Here is a 20,437-nt window from a genome sequence, read left to right on the forward strand (position 1 = left end):
TCTCCCAGAAGGTCCGGTCCAGCACCTGCGGCGTCTTGACCTCGACATAGCCCGCGGCGTCCAGCCGGCGRCGCATRTAKGCCTCCAGCACGCGCCACAGCTCCCAGCCCTTGGGATGCCAGAASACCATGCCCCGGCCTTCCTCCTGCATGTGGAACAGGCCCATGGCCTTGCCGATCTTGCGGTGATCCCGCTTCTCGGCCTCCTCGACGCGCAGCAGATAGGCGTCCAGGTCCTCCTTCGAGGCCCAGGCCGTCGCATAGATGCGCTGCAGCTGCGGATTGCGGTGATCGCCGCGCCAGTAGGCGCCCGCCAGCTTGGTCAGCTTGAACGCCTTGCCGACGAATTTCGTCGTCGGGAAATGCGGCCCCCGGCACAGGTCCAGCCAGCCGCCCGAGCGGTAGACGGTGATTTCCTCTGTACCCGGAAGATCGCGGATCAGCTCGGCCTTGAACGTCTCTCCGACGCGCTCGAAATGCTTGATCGCGTCGTCGCGGTCCCAGACCTCGCGGACCAGCTTCTCGTCGCGATCGACGATCTCGGCCATCTTCTTCTCGATGGCGGCGAAGTCGTCGGTCGAGAATGGCTCCTCGCGGTGGAAGTCGTAATAGAAGCCGTCCTCGATCGCCGGGCCGATGGTGACCTGCGTCCCCGGGAACAGCTCCTGCACCGCCTGGGCCAGCACGTGGGCGGCGTCGTGGCGGATGGTTTCCAGCGCTTCCGGATCGTCGCGCATGATCAGCCTGAAGTCGCCGGACCCGCCGAGGGGCCGGTCCAGATCGCGCTGCTCGCCGTTCAGGGCCACCAGCGCCGCCCGCTTGGCCAGCGACGGCGAGATGGAGGCGGCGACGTCACGGCCCGTGGCGTCGTCGGGATACTGGCGCGAGGCGCCGTCGGGGAATTTGAGATCGATCATCAGTCTGTCTTTACAGGCGGAACCGGGTCGTAGCCCGATTGGCCGAAGGGGTGGCATTTGCAGAGGCGTCTGACCGTCAGCCATCCCCCCTTGACCGGTCCATGCTGGATCAGCGCGTCCCGGCCATAGTCCGAACAGGTCGGCAGGAACCGGCATTGCTGCCCGATCAGGGGCGACAGCGTCAGCTTGTAGCCGCGATGGGCCAGCCGCACGCCGCGTTCATAGAGAGGTCCGCCGGAAGCCATGTCGCCGCGCTTATCCCCCGCAATGAGCGCAGGGGCAACGGCCGTCAGGCAGCCCCGGCGAGCCTAGTTCGCGTATCCGGGCCCTTACGGGCCAGGGCTTGCCGCACCGCGTCCAGCGTCGCCTCTATGGCGACCATGGTCGAGGCGTGGCGCGCGGGATAGTCCGCCACCTGCTTCAGGGCGCGCAGCCCCTCGAAACGGCCCGTCGGGCCCTCGCCGTCGGCCTTCAGCATGGCGGACATGGCGTCGCGCGCCTGAACGAGTTCATCCAGCGAGGCGCCGATCACGCTCTCGCCCAGCACGCCCGCCGCCGCCTGGCCGAGGGCGCAGGCCTTCACGTCCTGGGCGAATTCGAGAACCTGACCGGCCTCGTCCAGCGTCACATCGGCGATGGCCTTCGATCCGCACAGTTTTGCGACCCGCTCGCCGGTGCCCTCGGGCGCGGCCAGCCGTCCGCTGTGCGGCAGATTGGCCGCCAGCTTCAGAATGCGCGCGCTGTAGAGCTCGTCGATCATGGGCGGAAATATAGGCGATCAGCCGCCCTGGAGCGAGCCCCAGGTCCGGGCCTGATCCACGCCGGCGCCGTCGGCGCGCTCCCGCAGCCATTTCAGATTGGCGTCGGCGGCCTCGGGCGGCAGGTCGCGGCGCAGGATCTGTTCCGCCTCGCCCATCTTGCCGGTCAGGCCCAGCACCATGGCCAGGTTCAGCCGCACCTTCAGCGAGGCGCCCGGCTGGGCCGCGGCGCGGCGCAGCAGCGGCTCGGCCGTGGCGGCGTCGCCCTGGGCCATGGCCGATATGGCCATATTGGTCAGGACGGCGGGATTGTCGGGCGAGATGGCCAGGGCCTGGGCCCAGGCGGCGCGGGCGTCGTCGGGCCGGCGGACCTGTTCGTAGGCGGCACCCAGCAGCGACCAGGCTTCCCAGTCGCCCGGGCGGGCGGTGCGGGCCTGCTCGAGGGCCGCGACGCCATAGAAGGCCTGACCCCGCGCGATGTGGGCGCGCCCGACCTCCAGCATGGCGTCGACGTTGCCGGGCTGGATCACCAGCACCCGCTGGGCGATCTCGGCGGCCTGATCGTAGCGGCCGAGATCCCGCAGCGCCTGCGCCGCCTTGACCCCGGCGACGGGATCGCGGGGATCGATGTCGGCCTGGTCGGTCCAGAACACCGACCGGCTGAGGGCGTCGGACCGATCATAGGCCGCGCGCACCTCGGCGGTGGCCGGCCGGCGCGCGACGGCGGCCTGGGGCTGCGCCTGGGCCGGAGGGGCGGCTGGATCGGCCAAGGCCGGAGCGGCCACGCCCGAAAGCAGGACGAGGATTGCGATAGAGGCTGTCGTGCGCGACATGGAGGCGCTCCGGAAGGTTCGGGGGCCAGAGTCCGCCCTTCGCGTCAATCCTTGGTTAAGATCGGCCGTCGCCGGCCGGAAAGGCCGTCGTCCATGTCCGCCCTGCATCCCGACCTGCTGACCGCTGACGCCACGGGCGCGATCCCGGTGCGGTTCGTGGGGCCCGCAGGACGGATCGATGAGGCCCAGCAGGGCTGGGCGGAGACCAACGGCTTCACGGGCAAGCCCGGCCAGATGCTGGTCGCGCCCGACGGCGGGGGCGGGATCGCCGCGATTCTGGTCGGCGTCGGAGAGACCTTCGACCCCCTGTCCGCCCGCGCCCTGCCGGCGAAGCTGCCGCCGGGCCTCTACCGGCTCGAGGCGGAACCGGAGGACGCGCGCAAGGCCGCCCTGGCCTTCCTGCTGGGGGCCTATGTCTTCGACCGCTACAAGGCCCGGCCCGACCGCGACCGTGTTCGGCTGGCCGCGCCGGAGGGTCTCGATCTGGCGGCGACGATGCGGATCGCCTCGGCCTGCGCCCTCGCCCGCGAGATGGTAGACACGCCGGCGGCCGACATGGGGCCCCTTCAGATCGAGACCATCGCCCGCGAGATCGCCGCTGAGGCGGGGGCCGCCATCGCCGTCGTCACCGGCGACGCCCTGCTGGACGACAACTATCCGGCGGTTCACGCCGTCGGCCGCGCCGCCGCCCCGCACCGCGCGCCGCGCGTCATCGAGATCGGCTGGAATCTGGACCGCGCCGACCTGCCGCTGGTCGCCCTGGTCGGCAAGGGGGTGGTGTTCGATTCCGGCGGGCTCGACATCAAGGCCGCCGCCGGCATGCGCAATATGAAGAAGGACATGGGCGGCTCGGCCCACGCCCTCGCCCTCGGCCGGCTGGTCATGCAGGCGGGACTGCCCGTGCGGCTGGTCGTGCTGGTGGCCGCGGTCGAGAACGCCATCTCCGCCGACGCCTTCCGCCCCGGCGACATCCTGAACAGCCGCAAGGGCCTGACCATCGAGATCGGCAACACCGACGCCGAGGGTCGGCTGATCCTCGCCGACATCCTGACCCGGGCCGGCGAGCATTCGCCGGAGCTCACTCTCGACTTCGCCACCCTGACCGGCGCCGCCCGCATCGCCCTCGGGCCGGAGCTCCCGCCGCTCTACACCGACGACGAGGCCTTGGCGGCCGATCTGCTCGCGGCCGCCCGCGCCGTCGGCGACCCCCTGTGGCGGATGCCCCTGTGGCCGGGCTATCGGGCCGCGCTGGAAACAGAGATCGCCGACCTGCGCAATGACTCCGCCGCCTGGGCCCAGGCCGGTTCGGTGACCGCCGCCCTGTTCCTGCAGCGGTTCGCCCCGACCACCGGCGCCTGGGCCCATATGGACATCTTCGCCTGGAACCCGCGCGCGCGTCCGGGCTGGCCCGAGGGCGGAGAGGCGCAGGCCCTGAGGGCCTGTTTCGAGATGCTTTCCCGCCGATATGGCCACAACAAAGCCTCCGTTCGTTAACGGCCCTTTCGGCTTCTTGCGTTACCACAACGGCTCAACCGGACGAGCCCACGCTTGACTGCAGCCGCCGCCATTCTCGATCCCCGCACCACGCTCGCCCGGCCCGATCTGGCCGAGCAGGCGCTGGAAGGCGTCGTGCGCGCCGCGGCCTTCCGCGCGGTGCGGGCGATGCATTGCGCCGTCGCGGTTGCGGACATCCACGCCGACGCCGCCCCCGGCGAACACCCCATCGACCAGTTGATCTTCGGCGAGGCCTTCGACGTGCTCGACGGCCGCGGCGACCGCCTGTGGGGCCGCGCGCGCCGGGACGGCGTCGTCGGCTGGATCGACGCGAGCGACCTGGCCGAGGGCGCGCCGCGGCCGACGCACTGTGTCGCCGGCCTCGACGCCGCCCTGCCGCTCAACGCCTTCGTCGTCGATCCCGCGGACGTGACCGGTCTGACGCCGGTCGGAGAATTCGCCGCTTCGCCCGTCGAGGTCGCCGAGCGTCTGATTGGAACGCCCTACAGGCTGGGCGGCCGCTCGTCGCTGGGCACGGACTGCTGCGGTCTGGTGCAACAGGCGCTTTACGCCTGCGGCCTTCCCGGGCCCCGTTATGCTGATCTGCAGGCCGAACTCGGCCGGGCGGTTGCCTCCGGTCAGGCGCGTCGGGGCGATCTGGTCATCTGGCTGGATCCCGACGAGGGACCGTGGAACGGCCACGCCGGCTTGATGCTGGACGGCGGCCGCGTGCTGCACGCCGTCGGTCGTCTGGGCGGAGTCGTGATCGAGCCGTTCGCGGACGCGGACGCCCGCCATCGGGTCGAGGGCTCGCCGGGGCCGGTGTTCCGTCGCCTCTGAGCGGAACGAAAAAGGGCGGCCCGAGGACCGCCCTTCCATTCATATCGAGCCTGCGGGGCTCAGTTGTTCGGCGGCGCCGGGCTGGTCGAGGCCGGCGGGGCGGCGGGCGTGGCCGCCGTCGTCGGCTGGGCCGCGGCCCCCGTGTCGGGCGCGGCGCCCGTCTGGCCGCCGTTCTCGGCGCCGGCTGATTCGGCGCCGGCGACCGGAGCGTCGCCTTCGGCCGCGGCCGCGGGCGCGGCGCCGGGCTGACGCGCCGGGTCGGGCGCGGGGATGGCCACGCCGCCCGACCCCTGGCTTCGCAGCCAGGCGATCAGATTGACGCGGGTGTTGGTGTCGCGGATGCCGGCGAACGACATCTTGGTGCCCGGCACGTGGCGTCCCGGCGCGGTGATGAACTGGTCAAGCTCATCCAGGGTCCAGGTCGGAGCAGCGCCCTTGTGGGCCTGCATGGCGTCCGAATAGGCGAAGCCCGCATGGCTGGCCACGGCCCGGCCGACGACGCCGAACAGATTCGGGCCGATTCCATTGGGTCCGCCTGCCGTCGCCGTGTGGCAGGCCTGGCAGCGCGCAAAGGCGGCCTCGCCGGCGGCCAGATCGGCGGCCGGAAGCACCGTACCCCAGTCGGGCGGCAGGACCGCTTCAGCGGCTCCCGCGGCGGCCTCTTCCGGGGCGTCTACGAAATAGCCCATCTTTTCAGGGGCTTCGGTATGATAAATCGCGCCCGTCACCTGCTGCAGGCCGATAATGACGAAGGCGGTCGCCAGACCGGCGCCCAGAATCTTGTTCCACTTCAGATCGCCGCTCATGCGCGTCGTCTCATCCCGTTTCTGAGGCCCGACCGACTGACCGGCGGGGCGAATTCTTGCGTGGGCGTCTCTTACACGCTAGCGCGGCCTTCGCAACCGGCGGAAGGCCGCCGGAGCGTCGCAGTCGTCTGTCTGTCCCGGGACCTGAACGTGAACCCCCTGATCCTGATCCCCGCGCGCATGGCCGCGACCCGCCTGCCGGGCAAGCCGCTGGCTGACATCGGCGGGGTGCCGATGATCGTGCGGGCGTACCGCCAGGCCGCCCTGTCGGGCCTGCCGGTCGCGGTGGCCGCGGGGGATGCCGCGATCGTCGCGGCCATCGAGGCGGACGGCGGCGTCGCCGTCCTGACCGATCCGGACCTGCCGTCCGGCTCGGACCGCATCCGCGCCGCGCTGGACGCCATCGATCCGGGGGGCCTCCACGACGCCGTCATCAATCTGCAGGGCGATATGCCGTTCGCCCATCCCGGCCTGGCCACGGCCTGCGCCGCCCTGCTGCACGGCGAGCCGGCCTGCGACATCGCCACCCTGATCGCGCCCGAGGCCGACCGCTCCGACCGCGCCAATCCGGATGTCGTCAAGGCGGTCGTCGCCCTGTCCGAAGGCGAACGCCACGGCCGCGCCCTCTATTTCACCCGCTCGACCCTGTACGGCGACGCCCCCGTCTGGCGGCACATCGGTCTGTACGGCTATCGCCGCGCCGCCCTCGAGCGGTTCTGCACCGCCCCGCCGTCGCCGCTGGAGCGTCGCGAAAAGCTGGAACAACTCCGGGCTCTGGAGATGGGCCTGCAGATCTGGGCCGCGGTGATCGACGAAGCCCCGCTGTCTGTCGACAATCCGGACGACCTCGCGGCGGCGCGGAAGCTGGCCGCCGGCTAGGCCTCGAACCCGTCCACCCACGCCTGCAGCAGCGTCCGGGCGATGGCGATCTTCAGCGGCGCCTTGATCGACGGATGCGTCCCCGCCAGACACGCCCGCGCCTCCGCCCGGGTCAGCCAGGCCACGGCCTCCAGTTCGGTCTGGTCGGGCCGGGCGTCCATGCTGTCGACCTCGGCGATCAGGCCGATCATCAGCTGCGAGGGGAAGGGCCAGGGCTGGCTGGAGTGGTAGCGCACCCCCGTCACGGTCAGGCCCGCCTCCTCGGCGATCTCGCGGGCGCAGGCCGCCTCGATGGTTTCTCCCGGCTCCAGGAACCCCGCCAGCGCCGACATCCGCCCCTCCGGCCAGGCCGCCTGACGCCCCAGCAGGCAGATCGGCTCGGCCCCGCCCCTGAACACCGGCAGCATGATGGTCACCGGGTCGACGCGCGGGAAATGCTCGACGCCGCAGGCCGGGCAGACCCGCTTCCAGCCGCCGCAGGCATTGTCGCTCTCGACCCCGCAGGCGGCGCAGAAGCCGTGCCGCCGCCGCCAGTCGAACAGCGACTTGGCCGTCCCCGCCATGGCCGCGTCGGGGCCGGGCAGCAGGGCCGCCGCCTCGCGCATCTCGTGAAAGGCCCCCAGCCCGGCCAGCGGCCCGGCGGCCGGATCGGCCGAACCCTCGATCTCGACCGCGAAACAGGGCGCGCCCTTCCACAGCCCAAGGAACAGTTCGCGGTCCGGGACCAGGGCCCGGGCGTGGGTCAGGGCCAGCCACGCCAGCCGCGGTTCGCCCGCCGTCTCGATCAGGGGCCGCCCTTCCCACAGCGCCATGGCTACGGCCTCGGGGTTGGCGGCCTGTTCCGCCAGCCAGTCGGGATCGTTGCGAAGGTCGCCGGCGCGGTCGAGCGGATTGCCGGAGAAGGTGTTCAGGGCGGGGAGGGCCATGACAGTCCTCTAGCAAGGCCGCGCTTGCATCCGCGAGCGGGAATCGTCATATCGGCCTTGGAGATCGCGGGCGAAGGCTTCGCCAACCTGGTCAGGGCCGGAAGGCAGCNCATACACCCGTCTAGCAAGGCCGCGCTTGCATCCGCGAGCGGGAATCGTCATATCGGCCTTGGAGATCGCGGGCGAAGGCTTCGCCAACCTGGTCAGGGCCGGAAGGCAGCAGCCACAACGAATTCCCCTTCGGGTCGCGGTCTCCACCTCACCCTGGAATTCAGCGGTCCTGCGCCTTCGCCTCGGGACGCACCGCGCCGACGAACAGGCCGGCCATTCCGTCTTCCTCGAACACGTACACGGCGTACAGGCTGCGCTCGCGGGCGGCCTCCATGAAGATGTCGTCCTCGGCGTCCACCAGGGCCGCCTCGGATACGAACCGGTCACCCTGCCGCGAATACAGCCACAAGGTCTCGTCGTCGTTGGTGGAGGAGGGCACGCCCAGATGATCCGACACCCGCTTGCTCATCGTCAGCGCATCCGCTTCGGGCGACAACACGCCGCAAAGGTCCAGAACCACCCCCTTGGTGTCCATCACAGCCTCGCCGTCGCCCCAGCCGGTCACCAGGATTTCGATGGACTGATCCGGCGACAGGCGTCCGGCGCTGGCCGGATCGAAGTTGAAGTAGACGGCGATGTCCTGGAACTCCTCGCCCATGTCGCCCATTTCGGCGGCCATCTGCGTCGTCACGTCCCTCCAGCCTGAACCCTTGGCCGCGCCACCGGCGACCCGCGCGCTGGCGTCCGTCGACAGGCAAAGGTCCGCGAAGGACCGGAACGGCTCGGCGGCCGCGGCGCCCGCCAGCGCCAGGGAGAGCATCGCTCCCATCATTACAGACCGAAGCATGACGTTCCCCCGTGATTCAACCTTGGCGTTTGGCTTAACACGGCGTTCGCCTGCCGCAAGGCTTCTCTGCAATCCACCGTCGTGATGCGTGGCGGGGGTGGCAGCCGCGCGCTGTCGCGCTAAGGATCAGGCATGAGCGACGCCGATCCGAGTCTCGATGGCCCTCCGTGGGAGGAAGACGCCCCCGACGGCGACGTCGTCGAGCGCGATCCCGACACCGACGACATGTTCGGCGCGCCCGAACCCGCTGGCATGCGGGAGGCCGAAGCCGCCGCAATTCCTGACGAGCCGAAGCCGGAGGCCAAAGCCGCCAAACGCGCCGCTCCCGCCGACTCCGGCCCCGCGGCCCATGTCGACGACGGCGAGGCCTACACCGTCCTGGCCCGCAAATACCGGCCGCACACCTTCGAGGACCTGATCGGCCAGGAGGCCATGGTCCGCACCCTGACCAACGCCTTCGCCACCGGCCGCATCGCCCACGCCTTCATGCTCACCGGCGTCCGCGGGGTCGGCAAGACGACCACCGCCCGGCTGCTGGCCCGCGCGCTCAACAACGAGACCGACAGCATCGACCGCCCGTCGCTGGCCCTGACCGACCAGGGCCGCCACGACGCCTCCATCATGGCCGGCCAGCATATGGACGTGGTCGAGATGGACGCCGCCTCCCACACCGGCATCGACGGCATCCGCGACATCATCGAGAGCGTCCGCTACGCCCCCGTCGAGGCGCGCTACAAGGTCTATGTCCTCGACGAAGTCCACATGCTGTCGAACCAGGCCTTCAACGCCCTGCTGAAGACGCTGGAAGAGCCGCCGCCGCACGCCAAATTCATCTTCGCCACCACCGAGATCCGCAAGGTGCCGGTGACCATCCTCAGCCGCTGCCAGCGCTTCGACCTGCGCCGCGTCGAGCCGGANTGAAGACGCTGGAAGAGCCGCCGCCGCACGCCAAATTCATCTTCGCCACCACCGAGATCCGCAAGGTGCCGGTGACCATCCTCAGCCGCTGCCAGCGTTTCGACCTGCGCCGCGTCGAGCCGGAAATCCTCGTCGAACACCTCGCCCGCATCGCTGACCGCGAGGGGATGAAGATCGAGCAGGACGCCCTCGCCCTGATCGCCCGCGCCGCCGAGGGTTCGGTGCGCGACGGCCTCAGCCTGCTGGACCAGGCTCTGGTCCAGGGCGACCGGGGCGAGACGGTCAGGACCGAGGTCGTCCGCGACATGCTGGGCCTCGCCGACCGCAGCCAGACTATCGCCCTGTTCGAATCCATCATGGCCGGCCGCACGCCCGAGGCGCTGGAGCTGTTCCGCACCCTCTACGGCTACGGCGCCGATCCGGTGCAGATCACCAACGATCTGCTGGAGCACTGCCACGCCGCCTCGGTGGCCAAGATGCTGGGGCCGCAGGCGACCCGCCTGCCCAATGACCAGGCCCAGAAGCTGACGGCCCTGGGCGCGGTGATCTCGGCCGGCGCCCTCGCCCGCGTCTGGCAGATGCTGCTCCGCGCCCTGGACGAGGTCCGCCGCGCGCCCAATCCGGCCGACGCCGTCGAGATGGCCATCGTCCGCCTCGCCTACGCCGCCGACCTGCCGGGACCCGAAGAAGCCCTGAAAGCCTTGCGCGACGGCGAGCCCATGCCCGGCGGCTCTGCCCCGCGCGGCCCCTCGGGCGGCGGCGGGGGCGGCGGCGGAGCGTCGGCCCAGCTGGCCGCCCGACCGGTCGCCGCGCCGGCCTTGCCGGACCCGCAGTCGTTCGAGCAGGTCGTGGCCCTGATCGGCGAGAAGCGCGAGGTCGGCCTGCAGATGGACGTGCAGCGCTACGTCCGCCCCGTGGCCTTCAAGCCGGGCGCCATCACCTATGAAAGCCTCGACGGCGCGCCGATGGACCTGGCGCGCAAGCTGGCCTCGCGTCTCAAGGACTGGACCGGCCGCACCTGGCTGATCGCCGCCAACGGCCAGGGCGGCGGCGAGACCATGATCGAGATCGACCGCCGCAAGCGCTCGGAAGAGCGGGCCGGAATCGAGGCCGACCCCTTCGTCATGGCGGTGATGCAGGCCTTCCCCGGGGCGAAGATCGGCGAGATCAAGACGCTCGCGCCGGCGGTGGAGCTTCCGGCCATTCCGGATGAGCCGGGGGAGGAAGACTGAGAATTTCCGCTCATCCCGGCGAAAGCCGGGACCCAGTTCTTTCCAGCCTGACGCCGGCGTCCGAGGACTGCGAGTGAGGCTCACCGGTCCCGCCGGATCGCCCAGAACACTGGGTCCCGGCTTTCGCCGGGATGAGCGGAATTTGATGGCTCAGATAATCCGCGCCGCTTCCTCGAACCCCAAGCGCGGCGAGCGCGGGAACAGGTTCTCGTCCGTGCCGTAGCCGAGGTTGACGATGAAGTTGGGCTCGACCGCCGTGCCGGCGAAGAATTCGGCCTTCACCCCCTCGGCGTCAAAGCCCGACATCGGGCCCACGTCCAGGCCCAGCGCCCGCGCGGCGATCATGAAATAGCCGCCCTGCAGCGAGCTGTTGCGGAAGGCGGACTCGCGCCGCGCGGCCGCGTCGGCGAACCAGTCCCGGGCCCCGGGCGCATGCGGAAACAGCCGCGGCAGGGTTTCGTGGAAATCCATGTCGTAGCCGATGATCACGGCGACCGGCGCCTGCAGCGTCTTGGCCTGGTTGCCCTCGCTCATCAGCGGGACCAGCCGCGCTTTCGCCTCCGGCGAGGTCACGAACACGAACCGCGCCGGGGTGTTGTTCACCGCCGTCGGGCCGAATTTGGTCAGGTCGTACAGGCGGCGCATCAGGTCTTCGGACACCGGCCGGTCCGACCAGGCGTTGCGCGTGCGGGCGGCGGTGAACAGCTGGTCCAGCGCCGTCTCGGAGAGGGGCAGGTCGCGGGCGGGCGTGGAATCGAAGGCCATGAGGCGGCTCCTGATCAGCAACAGTGGTGGATGCTAAATGGCGCGGCCCGGATTTGGTTCAAGGGCATTCGAAACAAATTCTGTTGCTATTTTTCAGGCCTGTCCCAAGCCAGGGTCAGCGCCTATCTTGAGGGCATGAAAGACCTCAACGCCCTCATGCAACAGGCCCAGGCTATGCAGCAGAAGCTGCAGGACGCCCAGGCGAAAATGGCCGAAACCACCGCGTCCGGAACCTCGGGCGGCGGCCTCGTCACCGTCGCCCTGAAGGGCGCGGGCGAGATCACCTCGGTGGTTATCGACGACAGTCTGCTGGTCCCCGGCGAGGGCGAGATCCTCGCCGACCTGATCGTCGCCGCCCACGCCGACGCCAAGCGCAAGCTGGACGAGGTCAACAGCGCCCTGATGCGCGAGGCCGCCGGCCCCATGGCCGGGATGAACATCCCCGGCATGCCGAAGCTGTTCTGACTTGGCCGCCTCGGCCGGACCCGAGATCGAACGGCTGATCTCGCTTCTGGCGAAGCTGCCGGGGCTCGGGCCCCGCTCGGCCCGTCGCGCGGCCCTGGCCCTGCTCAAGAAGCGTGAGCAGCTGCTGGTCCCGCTCGCGGCCTCGCTGGCCGAGACGGCGGCGAAGGTCACCTCGTGCAGCGTCTGCGGCGCGCCCGACACCCGCGATCCCTGTTCCATCTGTTCTGACGGCGCGCGCGACAACGCCCTGATCTGCGTGGTCGAGGAGGCCGGGGCCCTGTGGGCCATGGAGCGGTCGGGCGCCTTTCGCGGCAAATATCATGTGCTGGGCGGCCTGCTGTCGGCCCTGGATGGCGTCGGCCCCGACGCCCTGCGGGTCGCCGAACTGGTCGGACGGGTGCGCGGCGGCGAGGCGAAGGAGATCGTCCTGGCCCTTCCCGCCACCGTCGACGGCCAGACCACGGCCCACTATCTCGCCGAACGGCTGGCCGACACCGGCGTCATCATCACATCCCTGGCGCGCGGCGTCCCGGTCGGCGGCGAGCTCGACTGGCTGGACGACGGCACCATCATCCAGGCGCTGAGGCAGCGCCGGCCGGCGTAGGGTCGGGCTCCCCGCCTGCGTCGTCATCCCCGGGTAAAGCCAGAGGAAGACGGGTGGGAACAGGCCGCCTACGACCGATTCTGACGCAGGCCGGGTGTAGACTGCCGCGTGCAGGGCTATCTCCCCTTCCAACGAGTCGGGACGCTATGGGCGATGCTACCAACGCTTTGGACGACTTGGACGGTCTGGACGGTGTTTTTCCGGATTTTACCCGAGTGAAATCCACGAGCGCCCGCCATGGCGGCCCCCGGCGACTCCGGTTAAGGAACGGAGCATGAACGCCTCCCTCGTCGCTTTCCTCGCCGCCTCCCTGGTCGCCGTCATCGCCCTCGCCTGGGCCCTGATGGAGCGTCGTCGCGCCGCCGCGGCCGAAACCCGGAACTGGGAGCTGCGCGAGCGTCACGCCGAGACCGAGGCCCGCATGCGCCTGTTCGAGGACCAGGCCGCGACCTCGACCGAACTGCTCCGCGCCCAGGCCGCCCAGTCGGCCAACACCGTGGCGGAGGAGTTGCTGAAGCGCACCGACGAGACCTTCCGCACCCGCGAACTGATGTCCCAGCAGCGGATGGAAGCCCAGCTCAAGCCCGTGGCCGAGACCCTGAAACTGTTCCAGGAGCATGTCGCCGCGCTCGAGAAGGCGCGCAATGAGGAGACCGGCGGGCTCAAGGAACAGCTGGCCCTGCTGATGACCGCCTCCACCGCCACACGCGACGAGGCGCGGCGGTTGACCGAGGCGCTCAAGGGCAACACCGGCCGCCGGGGCCGCTGGGGCGAGCAGACCTGCCGCAATGTGCTCGAGGCCGCCGGCATGGCCGGCCGTTTCGACTTCGAGGAACAGTCCTCCAGCGCCGACGACGCCGGCCGCCAGCAACGCCCCGACTTCGTTGTCCGTCTGCCCGGCGGCGGCATGTTCGTGATCGACGCCAAGGTGTCGCTGGCCTTCGGCGACGAAACCGATGGCGACGAGGAGGCCCAGCGCCTCGCCGCCTCCCTGCGCACCGCCACCAGCATGAAGACCCACGTGCGCCAGCTGTCCTCCAAGGCCTATCAGGATCAATTCAAGCCCAGTCCGGACTTCGTCGCCATGTTCGTGCCCGGCGACGCCTTCCTCGCCGCCGCCCTCGATCACGAGCCCGACCTGATGACCACGGCCATGGCTTCGCGCGTCGTCATCGTCACCCCGACCACCCTGTTCGCCCTGTGCAAGGCCGTCGCCTACGGCTGGCGCGCCGAGGAGCAGGCGCGCAACGCCGAGGACGTCGCGAAACTGGGCAAGGAGCTCTACAAACGCCTGTCGGTCATGGGCGGCCACGCCGCCGCCGTGGGCCGGGCGCTCGATACCGCCGTCGGTAAATACAACCAGTTCGTCGGCTCGCTCGAGAGCCAGGTCATGGTCTCGGCCCGTCGGTTCGAGGATCTCCAGGTCGATCACGAAGGCAAGGAACTGCCCGAACTGGCGCCCGTCGACCAGTCGCCTCGCGCTCTCAGCCGACCGGAGCTGGTCGCGACCGAAGGCCGCGCCACGGCGCTTCCCAAGGCCTGACCCCGGGTTGGACAAGGACGCTTGACACGATCGCTCCGTGATGTAAAACACACTTGTCAAATCGACAGGGAGCCTTGTCATGAACCCGATCGCCAAGCCCAAGCGCCCGCATGGGCCCGCAACCTACGCCCTCGTCATGATCGGCTCGCTGGCTGTCGGCGGTCTGGCCGGCGCCGCCAGCGCAGTCTTCGGCGACCAGCCGGGGCCGGTTGGCGTGGCGCTGACCGCGGCCATGATCTCCGCCGCCATGGCGGCCGGCCTCGCCGGCTGCATCTGGTGGTGGCGCGGCATCGACGAGGCGGCGCGCGAGGCGCACAAATGGGCCTGGTGGTGGGGCGGCACGGGCGGGATGGCCGTCGGGGCGGTGCTGCTGCTGACCCTCATGATGCGGGCGCAGGACGTTCCCGTCCCCGCCGGCTTCGGCTCCCGGGCCGCGGACATCTTTGTCTCGGGCATGATGTCGATCCTGCTGTTCCAGCTCGCCGGCTACTCTCTCGCCTGGGCCGGCTGGTGGCTGAAGCACCGGTGAGGCCGCTCGCATGAACAATCGTCTCAAGGTCCTGCGCGCCGAACGGAACTGGAGCCAGGCCGATCTCGCCGACGCCCTCGGCGTCTCGCGCCAGACCGTCAACGCCCTCGAAACCGGCCGCTACGACCCCTCCCTGCCGCTGGCCTTCAAGATCGCCAGGGTGTTCGGCCACCCCATCGAATCCATCTTCACCGAGGACTGAGCCCTTCCTCGGGACCCACCACAAAATCGCTTCCGACCCGCTCCAAGGATTGTTTCCATGACCGTTTCCACGCCTCTGAAAACCCGCGCGGCCCATCTGGCCCGCACCGCCCTGGGGGCCGTTCTCGGCCTCGGACTGGCCGGCGCCATCGCCTTCCAGCCGGCCCAGGCCTTCGCCCAGGCGGTCGAGGCTGCCCCCGCCGCCGCCGTGGCCGCCCGCGTGGTTCCCCAGGCCGAAGGCGCCGGCCCGGCCCTGTGGGTCATCCGCGACGCCGACTCGACCCTCTATCTGTTCGGCACGGTCCACGTCCTGCGCCCGACCACGGCCTGGGGCTCGGCCAGGGTGGACGCGGCCTTCGCCGGCGCCGACCAGATCTGGTTCGAGATATCCAACCCCGACGATCAGGCCGCCATCCTCCCCCTGATCCAGCAGCACGGCATCTCGCCCGACCGCCCCCTCTCCAGCCTGCTGACGGCCGAGGAAATGGCCGCGCTGAACGCCGCAGCCGCCGGCGCCGGCATGAAGGCCGCGCAGCTGGACGTCTTCCGTCCCTGGCTGGCCGGCCTGACCCTGTCGGTCGCGCCGCTGGTCAAGGCCGGCTACGATCCCCAGTCGGGCGTTGAGCTGATCCTCAAGGCCCGCGCCGATGCGGCGGGCAAGCCGATCCACGGCTTCGAGACCATCGACAGGCAGATCGGCATACTCGCCGGCATGTCGGAGACCGATCAGCTGAGCTTCCTGCGCTCGACGCTTGAGGCCTACGGCGACGCCACGGTCGAACTGGACGAGATGGTGGGGGCCTGGGCCACGGGGGACGTGGCGACGCTGGAACGGGTCGCAGTCGATGAGATGCGCGCCGAATCCCCGGCCGTCTACGAGGCGCTGCTGGTCCGGCGGAACACCGACTGGGCGGGTCAGATCCAGACGCTGCTGGCGGGCTCGGGCACGGCCTTCATCGCCGTGGGCGCGGCCCACCTCGCCGGGGAGGACAGCGTGCAGGAAATTCTGAAGGATCGCGGCGTCGCCGTCACCCGCGAATAGGGCGACGGCTGGAGCGGGCGGCGGGAATCGAACCCGCACGAAAAGCTTGGGAAGCTTTCAGGCTACCACTACATCACGCCCGCGGAGCCGCCGCAGCCTTAGGGCCAACGGCAGGGCAGTCGAACCTGATCCCGATCTCGTCGCCTGACTGCCAGGCGACGACGCCCTGACGGTGGAGCGGGCGGCGGGAATCGAACCCGCACGAAAAGCTTGGGAAGCTTTCAGGCTACCACTACATCACGCCCGCGGAGCCGCCGCAGCCTTAGGGCCAACGGCGGACGGCGTCCAGACGGGACGGCTGCGGGAGGCCGTCCCGTTCCGTTTTCAGGCTCAGTCGGCGCGATAGACGACCACCCCGTCGACCACCGTCAGCATAGCCTTGCCCCTGGGGATGTCGGCGACGGGAGCGGTCATCAGGTCGACGTCGAAGGCGGTCAGGTCAGCGCGCTTGCCGACCTCGATCGTGCCCAGTTCGGCCTCGCGGAAGCTGGCGTAGGCGGGCCACAGGGTGAACATCTTCAACGCCGTGGCGCGGTCCACGGCCTCATTCGGGCGCCAGTCGGGTCCCTGGTTTCCTTCCAGATCGCGGCGGGCGACGGCGGCGTAGAATTCGATCAGCGGCGACCCGCGCTCCACCGGCGCGTCAGAGCCCCCGACCACGATGACGCCGAGATCGACCAGGCTATGCCAGGCGTAGGCGCCGTCGAGACGGGCGTCGCCAAGGCGCGCGGGGGCGAAATACAGGTCGCCGATGGCGTGGCTGGGCTGCATCGAGGCGATGATCGGCAGGTCCCTGAACCAGTGATAGTCGGCGGGCCGCAGAATCTGGGCGTGTTCGATGCGCCAGCGCACGTCGGCGCCGTTGGGCCGGTCCGCGGGCGCCACCCCGGCCAGCGCCTGCTGGTACCACTCGGCCACCGACGCGTTGCCCCGGTCGCCGATGGCGTGCGTCGCGATCTGTATGCCGCCCCTCAGGGCCGCCTGGTACAGCGGCACGATCTCCTGTTCCGCGATCTGCATCAGACCGGTGGTGTCGGGCCGGTCGGCATAAGGCTCGAACAGGGCCGCGCCGCGCGAGCCCAGGGCGCCGTCGGCGTAGTATTTGATCGCCCGGGTGATGATCCGGCCGTCGGCGACGCTGCGCGGCCCACCGGCGATCAGCTCGGCCGCGCCGTCGGGCGTGACGCTGTTGTAGATGCGCAGGGGCGCCTCCCCGGCCTCGGCCATGGCCTCCAGCAGGGGGATGTCCTTCCACGGTGCGCTCATGAAGTGGACGCCGGTCCAGCCATAGGCGGCCTCGACCCGGAAGCCGGCGCGATAGGCCTCGCGCAGGGCGGCGGGATTGGCCTGGGGCAGGAGGCCGGCGACCAGCTGCTCGGCGGCGTCGACCAGCAGGCCGGTCGGCTGGCCGTCGGGTCCTTTCAGGATTTCGCCGCCCGACGGGGCGACGGTCGAGGCGCCGATGCCGGCGGCGGCTAGGGCCGGGGTCGAGGCGACCACGGCGTGGCCGTCGGCGCGGCCCAGCAGAACGACGCGGCCCGGCGCGGCGGCGTCCAGATCGGCGGCGGTCAGGAAGCGCGCCTCGGGCCAGCGCGTCTCGATCCAGCCGCGACCGACAATGGGCCCCTCGGGGTGGGCGGCCGCCCACGCCCTCAGCCGGGCCATGGCGTCGGCCACGGAGGCCGAACCTTCGAGGTTCAGGGTCAGCTCGCGCCAGCCGATGCCGTCGAGGTGGGCGTGGCCGTCGGTGAAGCCGGGAAACAGGACCGCGCCCTCGAGGTCGAGGGTTTCGGCGTATTCGACGTCCGGAACGCCGGAGGCGGGGCCGACATAGGCGATCCGCCCGTCCTGGACGAGGACCACCTCGGCCGTCGGCTGCCCGGCCACGCCGGTGTAGATCGTGCCGCCCCGGATCAGCAGCTCCTGCGCCTCGGCGCTCCAGGCGGCGGAACCGAGCAGCAGGGCGAGGGTGAGGGTGCGGATCATCAGCGAACTCCGGAAGAGGCGATGGCAGGGGTGGCGGGCGCCGGGCCGGGGGTCAAGACCGGGAGGAGCGGGGGTGAAAAATACAGTCCAAAGCGTCCATAGCGTCCATAGCGTCCATTCCGTCCATCCCTTCGTCCTGGCCGCATCGGCCAGGAAAGCATCCTACAGGGAGCATGCGTCAAAACCGGTCGTAGTGGCGAGCGGGCGCGCCTTCCCCATCTGGAAGGTATGAAACTCTACACTATCGGATACGAAGGCGAGCCGCAGGCCGCCGTAATCGACCGGCTCAAGGCCGCGGGCGTGACCGTTCTGGCCGATGTGCGGGCGGTGGCGGCGTCGCGGCGGGCGGGCTTTTCCAAGACCGTGCTGGGCTCCAGCCTGGCCGAGGCGGGGATCGAATACGTCCACCTGCGCGATCTCGGCACCCCCAAGGCCGGGCGGGACGCGGCGCGCAAGGGCCGGATCGGCGAGATGCGCGACATCTTCGCCCGTCACATGGAAGAGCCGCCGTCGCAGCTGGCCTTCGAGCGGCTGCGCGAGATCGCCAGGGACCGGCCCACCGCCCTGCTATGCTTCGAGGCCGACCATGCGGGCTGTCACCGCGCGGTGCTGGCCGAACGGCTGGCGAGCGAGGACGGGTTCGAGGTGGTGAACCTCTAGACCCGCACCGTCAGGGCCTAGGCGGCCTTCTGCCGGCCCTCGAAGTTTCCGTAGAAGGTCTCGCCCTTCGCGGCCATGTCGCGGAGCAGCTGCGGGACCTTGAAGCGGTCGCCGTGCTCGGCGGCCAGTTCGTCGGCCTTGGCGACGAAGGCCTTCAGCCCGGTCTGGTCGATCAGGGTGATTGGCCCGCCGGTCCAGGGCGCGAAGCCCCAGCCGAGGATGGCGCCGAGATCGGCCTCGCGCGGGTCGTCGATGACGCCCTCTTCCCAGCAGCGTGCGACCTCGACGGCTTGACGGTACAGCAGGCGTGTCTTCAGCTCGGCGACGCGGCCGAGCGCCTCGGGCGACTCGTCGAAGCCCTCGGTCTTCGTCGTCGGAGCCAGTTCGGCGAGGCCCTTCCACAGCGTCTTGGGCGAACCCTTTTCGGCCGGGTAGTCATAGAAGCCCATGCCGTTCTTGCGGCCGAAGCGGCCACTCTCGACCATGGTCGCGACGATGTCTTCGCCGGGGTTGGGCACGTATTTGTCGCCCAGGTCGGCGCGCGTCTGTTTGCCGATCTTGTAGGAGAGGTCGAGCGCGACGTCGTCGTGCATTTCCAGCGGGCCGCGCGGCATGCCGGTCATGCGGCCGACGTTGTCGATCAGGGCCGGGGCATAGCCCTCCTTCAGCATCGCCATGCCTTCGGTCAGGAAGGTGGAGAAGCAGCGGCTGGTGTAGAAGCCGCGGCTGTCGTTGACGACGATCGGGGTCTTTTTGATCTTCAGGACGTAGTCGAGCGACTTCGCCAAGGCCTCCTGCGAGGTCTTCTCGCCCATGATGATCTCGACCAGCATCATCTTGTCGACGGGCGAGAAGAAGTGGATGCCGATGAAGTCCTCGGGCCGCTCGCTGGCTTCAGCGAGCCCGGTGATCGGCAGGGTCGAGGTGTTGGAGCCGAAGATGGCGCCGGGCGCCAGCTGGGCCTCGGCCCGCCTGGTGACGTCGGCCTTGATCTCGCGGCTTTCGAACACGGCCTCGACCACCAGATCGCTGCCTTTCACATGAGCATAGTCGGTCGTGGCGGTGACCATGGCCAGGGTGGCGTCGAACTTCTCCTGGGTCATCTGACCGCGCGACAGACGCTTCTTCAGCAGGTCGGCGACATGGGCCTTGCCCTTGTCGGCGGCTTCCTGGGTCTGGTCGATCAGCACGGTCTCGATGCCGGCCATGACCTGCACATAGGCAATGCCGGCGCCCATCATACCGGCGCCGAGGACGGTCACCTTCTTCGGGTCGGACTTCGGCACGCCCGCGGGGCGGACGGCGCCCTTGTCGAGCTCCTGCTTGGACAGGAACAGGCTGCGGATCATGGCCTGGGCCTGCGGCGTCATCAGGGTCTTGATGAAGTAGCGGGTCTCGATGCGCAGGGCGGCGTCCATGGGGACCTGCGTCCCTTCATAGACGGCCTTCATCAGGTTCGTGGCGGCCGGATAGTTGCCGTATGTCTGCTTGCGGATCATCGCATTGCCGACGAGGAAATTCTGGATGCCGGCCGGGTGGTAGGGGCCGCCGCCGGGCAGTTTGAAGGACTTGTCGTCCCACGGCTGGACGGCCTTGCCGCCGCCCTTGATCCAAGCCTTGGCGGCTTCCACTTCGCTGCCCTTGGCCACGACCTCGTGGACGAAGCCGGCGCCCTTGGCGTCGTTGGGACGGAAGGACTTGCCCTCGGTCATGGCCATCATCGCCGCTTGCACGCCGATCAGTCGCGTCAGCCGCTGGGTGCCGCCGCCTCCGGGGAAGAGGCCGACCTTGATCTCGGGCAGGCCCAGCTGGATCCTGTTGTCGTCGCCGACGACCCGATAGTGGCAGGCCAGCGTCAGTTCGAGACCGCCGCCGAGGGCCAGGCCGTTGATCGCCGCGGCGACCGGCTTGCCGCAGGTCTCGAGCGCGCGCAGGGCGCCGTTCAGCTTCCAGCCGGCGTCATAGGCCTCCTGCAGCGAACCGCCCGCCAGCATGCCGCCGGCCATGTCGCCGAGGTCGGCGCCGGCGCAGAAGCCGCTCGCCTTGCCCGAGGTCAGGACCGCGCCCTTGATGGCGTCGTCGGTCTTCACCCGTTCGACCCATTCGGGGATTTCCTTCATCACGCCCGAGGTCAGGGTGTTC

21 protein-coding genes, 2 tRNA genes, 1 other RNA gene and 1 pseudogene are annotated in these 20,437 nt (G+C 70.1%); 13 read left to right on the forward strand and 12 right to left on the reverse strand.

The genetic code is table 11. The annotated features are described in order from the left end of the window. The 4 genes from ASD25_RS21460 to ASD25_RS21475 form a co-directional block, all read right to left on the reverse strand. The coding region (locus tag ASD25_RS21460; protein WP_156389413.1) for a threonine--tRNA ligase at positions 1–916 on the reverse strand (916 nt) is incomplete at its 3' end. Further along, complete coding sequence (gene yidD / locus ASD25_RS21465; RefSeq protein ID WP_055829813.1) at positions 916–1,161, reverse strand: membrane protein insertion efficiency factor YidD; 246 nt, start codon at positions 1,159–1,161, stop codon at positions 916–918. The genes yidD and ASD25_RS21460, both read right to left, overlap by 1 nt. A gap of 44 nt (positions 1,162–1,205) precedes the next feature. Then, the gene (locus tag ASD25_RS21470; RefSeq protein ID WP_055829811.1) at positions 1,206–1,676 is read right to left on the reverse strand and encodes an iron-sulfur cluster assembly scaffold protein; all 471 of its coding nucleotides are present in this window, start codon (positions 1,674–1,676) and stop codon (positions 1,206–1,208) included. Positions 1,677–1,694: 18 nt separating this feature from the next. Next, positions 1,695–2,507: a tetratricopeptide repeat protein gene (locus ASD25_RS21475; RefSeq protein WP_055829810.1), complete on the reverse strand. Its 813-nt coding sequence runs from the start codon at positions 2,505–2,507 to the stop codon at positions 1,695–1,697. Between the two features lie 93 nt (positions 2,508–2,600). Between ASD25_RS21475 and ASD25_RS21480 the strand changes: the two genes are divergently transcribed. After that, on the forward strand, positions 2,601–4,001 hold the full coding sequence (locus tag ASD25_RS21480; RefSeq protein ID WP_055829809.1) for a M17 family metallopeptidase: 1,401 nt from the start codon (positions 2,601–2,603) through the stop codon (positions 3,999–4,001). A gap of 54 nt (positions 4,002–4,055) precedes the next feature. After that, positions 4,056–4,841 (forward strand): NlpC/P60 family protein, encoded by a 786-nt coding sequence (locus tag ASD25_RS21485; protein ID WP_055829808.1) that lies wholly within the window; start codon positions 4,056–4,058, stop codon positions 4,839–4,841. Between the two features lie 59 nt (positions 4,842–4,900). On the opposite strand, the gene ASD25_RS21490 is transcribed toward ASD25_RS21485, so the two are convergent. Continuing rightward, on the reverse strand, positions 4,901–5,647 hold the full coding sequence (locus ASD25_RS21490) for a cytochrome c family protein (RefSeq protein WP_055829807.1): 747 nt from the start codon (positions 5,645–5,647) through the stop codon (positions 4,901–4,903). Positions 5,648–5,797: 150 nt separating this feature from the next. Here ASD25_RS21490 and ASD25_RS21495 point away from each other — a divergent pair, with 150 nt between their 5' ends. Next, the gene (locus ASD25_RS21495; RefSeq protein WP_082560090.1) at positions 5,798–6,526 is read left to right on the forward strand and encodes a 3-deoxy-manno-octulosonate cytidylyltransferase; all 729 of its coding nucleotides are present in this window, start codon (positions 5,798–5,800) and stop codon (positions 6,524–6,526) included. Here ASD25_RS21495 and nudC read toward each other — a convergent pair. Further along, positions 6,523–7,452, reverse strand: a complete 930-nt coding sequence (gene nudC / locus ASD25_RS21500) for an NAD(+) diphosphatase (RefSeq protein WP_055829805.1) — start codon at positions 7,450–7,452, stop codon at positions 6,523–6,525. The two genes, ASD25_RS21495 and nudC, sit on opposite strands and share 4 nt — an antisense overlap. Before the next feature lie 167 nt (positions 7,453–7,619). Between nudC and ffs the strand changes: the two genes are divergently transcribed. Then, positions 7,620–7,715: signal recognition particle sRNA small type (gene ffs, locus ASD25_RS29685), an RNA gene on the forward strand. Between the two features lie 8 nt (positions 7,716–7,723). Here ffs and ASD25_RS21505 read toward each other — a convergent pair. Then, positions 7,724–8,350: a hypothetical protein gene (locus ASD25_RS21505; RefSeq protein WP_156376950.1), complete on the reverse strand. Its 627-nt coding sequence runs from the start codon at positions 8,348–8,350 to the stop codon at positions 7,724–7,726. A 132-nt stretch (positions 8,351–8,482) separates the two neighbouring features. Between ASD25_RS21505 and dnaX the strand changes: the two genes are divergently transcribed. Beyond that, on the forward strand, positions 8,483–9,267 hold a 785-nt coding region (gene dnaX, locus ASD25_RS21510; protein WP_156389414.1), incomplete at its 3' end, for a DNA polymerase III subunit gamma/tau. 1 nt (position 9,268) lies between these two features. Continuing rightward, positions 9,269–10,500: pseudogene (locus tag ASD25_RS21515) on the forward strand (DNA polymerase III subunit gamma/tau); the annotation flags it as partial. 150 nt (positions 10,501–10,650) lie between these two features. Here the strand turns inward: ASD25_RS21515 and ASD25_RS21520 are convergent. Further along, complete coding sequence (locus ASD25_RS21520) at positions 10,651–11,265, reverse strand: malonic semialdehyde reductase (RefSeq protein ID WP_055829801.1); 615 nt, start codon at positions 11,263–11,265, stop codon at positions 10,651–10,653. 135 nt (positions 11,266–11,400) lie between these two features. Here ASD25_RS21520 and ASD25_RS21525 point away from each other — a divergent pair, with 135 nt between their 5' ends. The 6 genes from ASD25_RS21525 (at position 11,401) to ASD25_RS21550 (ending at position 15,649) form a co-directional block, all read left to right on the forward strand. Next, positions 11,401–11,730, forward strand: a complete 330-nt coding sequence (locus tag ASD25_RS21525) for a YbaB/EbfC family nucleoid-associated protein (protein WP_055829799.1) — start codon at positions 11,401–11,403, stop codon at positions 11,728–11,730. A gap of 1 nt (position 11,731) precedes the next feature. After that, entirely contained in the window at positions 11,732–12,334 is a 603-nt protein-coding gene (recR, locus tag ASD25_RS21530; RefSeq protein WP_055829797.1) for a recombination mediator RecR, read from the forward strand. 274 nt (positions 12,335–12,608) lie between these two features. After that, entirely contained in the window at positions 12,609–13,877 is a 1,269-nt protein-coding gene (locus ASD25_RS21535; protein WP_055829795.1) for a DNA recombination protein RmuC, read from the forward strand. A 79-nt stretch (positions 13,878–13,956) separates the two neighbouring features. Continuing rightward, positions 13,957–14,406 (forward strand): hypothetical protein, encoded by a 450-nt coding sequence (locus ASD25_RS21540; protein ID WP_055829792.1) that lies wholly within the window; start codon positions 13,957–13,959, stop codon positions 14,404–14,406. Between the two features lie 10 nt (positions 14,407–14,416). Beyond that, positions 14,417–14,608 carry a helix-turn-helix transcriptional regulator gene (locus ASD25_RS21545; RefSeq protein ID WP_055829790.1) on the forward strand — a complete coding sequence of 64 codons (192 nt, stop codon included), beginning with the start codon at positions 14,417–14,419 and terminating at the stop codon, positions 14,606–14,608. 57 nt (positions 14,609–14,665) lie between these two features. Then, entirely contained in the window at positions 14,666–15,649 is a 984-nt protein-coding gene (locus tag ASD25_RS21550) for a TraB/GumN family protein (protein ID WP_055829789.1), read from the forward strand. Between the two features lie 9 nt (positions 15,650–15,658). On the opposite strand, the gene ASD25_RS21555 is transcribed toward ASD25_RS21550, so the two are convergent. The 3 genes from ASD25_RS21555 to ASD25_RS21565 form a co-directional block, all read right to left on the reverse strand. Then, a tRNA-Gly gene (locus ASD25_RS21555) sits at positions 15,659–15,732 on the reverse strand. A 90-nt stretch (positions 15,733–15,822) separates the two neighbouring features. Beyond that, positions 15,823–15,896 (reverse strand) — tRNA-Gly (locus tag ASD25_RS21560). A gap of 83 nt (positions 15,897–15,979) precedes the next feature. After that, the gene (locus ASD25_RS21565; protein WP_055829787.1) at positions 15,980–17,635 is read right to left on the reverse strand and encodes an amidohydrolase; all 1,656 of its coding nucleotides are present in this window, start codon (positions 17,633–17,635) and stop codon (positions 15,980–15,982) included. Positions 17,636–17,863: 228 nt separating this feature from the next. On the opposite strand from ASD25_RS21565, the gene ASD25_RS21570 reads away from it, so the two are divergent. Continuing rightward, entirely contained in the window at positions 17,864–18,295 is a 432-nt protein-coding gene (locus ASD25_RS21570; RefSeq protein ID WP_055829785.1) for a DUF488 family protein, read from the forward strand. 17 nt (positions 18,296–18,312) lie between these two features. On the opposite strand, the gene ASD25_RS21575 is transcribed toward ASD25_RS21570, so the two are convergent. Further along, a partial coding sequence (locus tag ASD25_RS21575) for a 3-hydroxyacyl-CoA dehydrogenase NAD-binding domain-containing protein (RefSeq protein WP_056620243.1) occupies positions 18,313–20,437 on the reverse strand: 2,125 nt, incomplete at its 5' end.

This window comes from Brevundimonas sp. Root1423, from assembly GCF_001426805.1.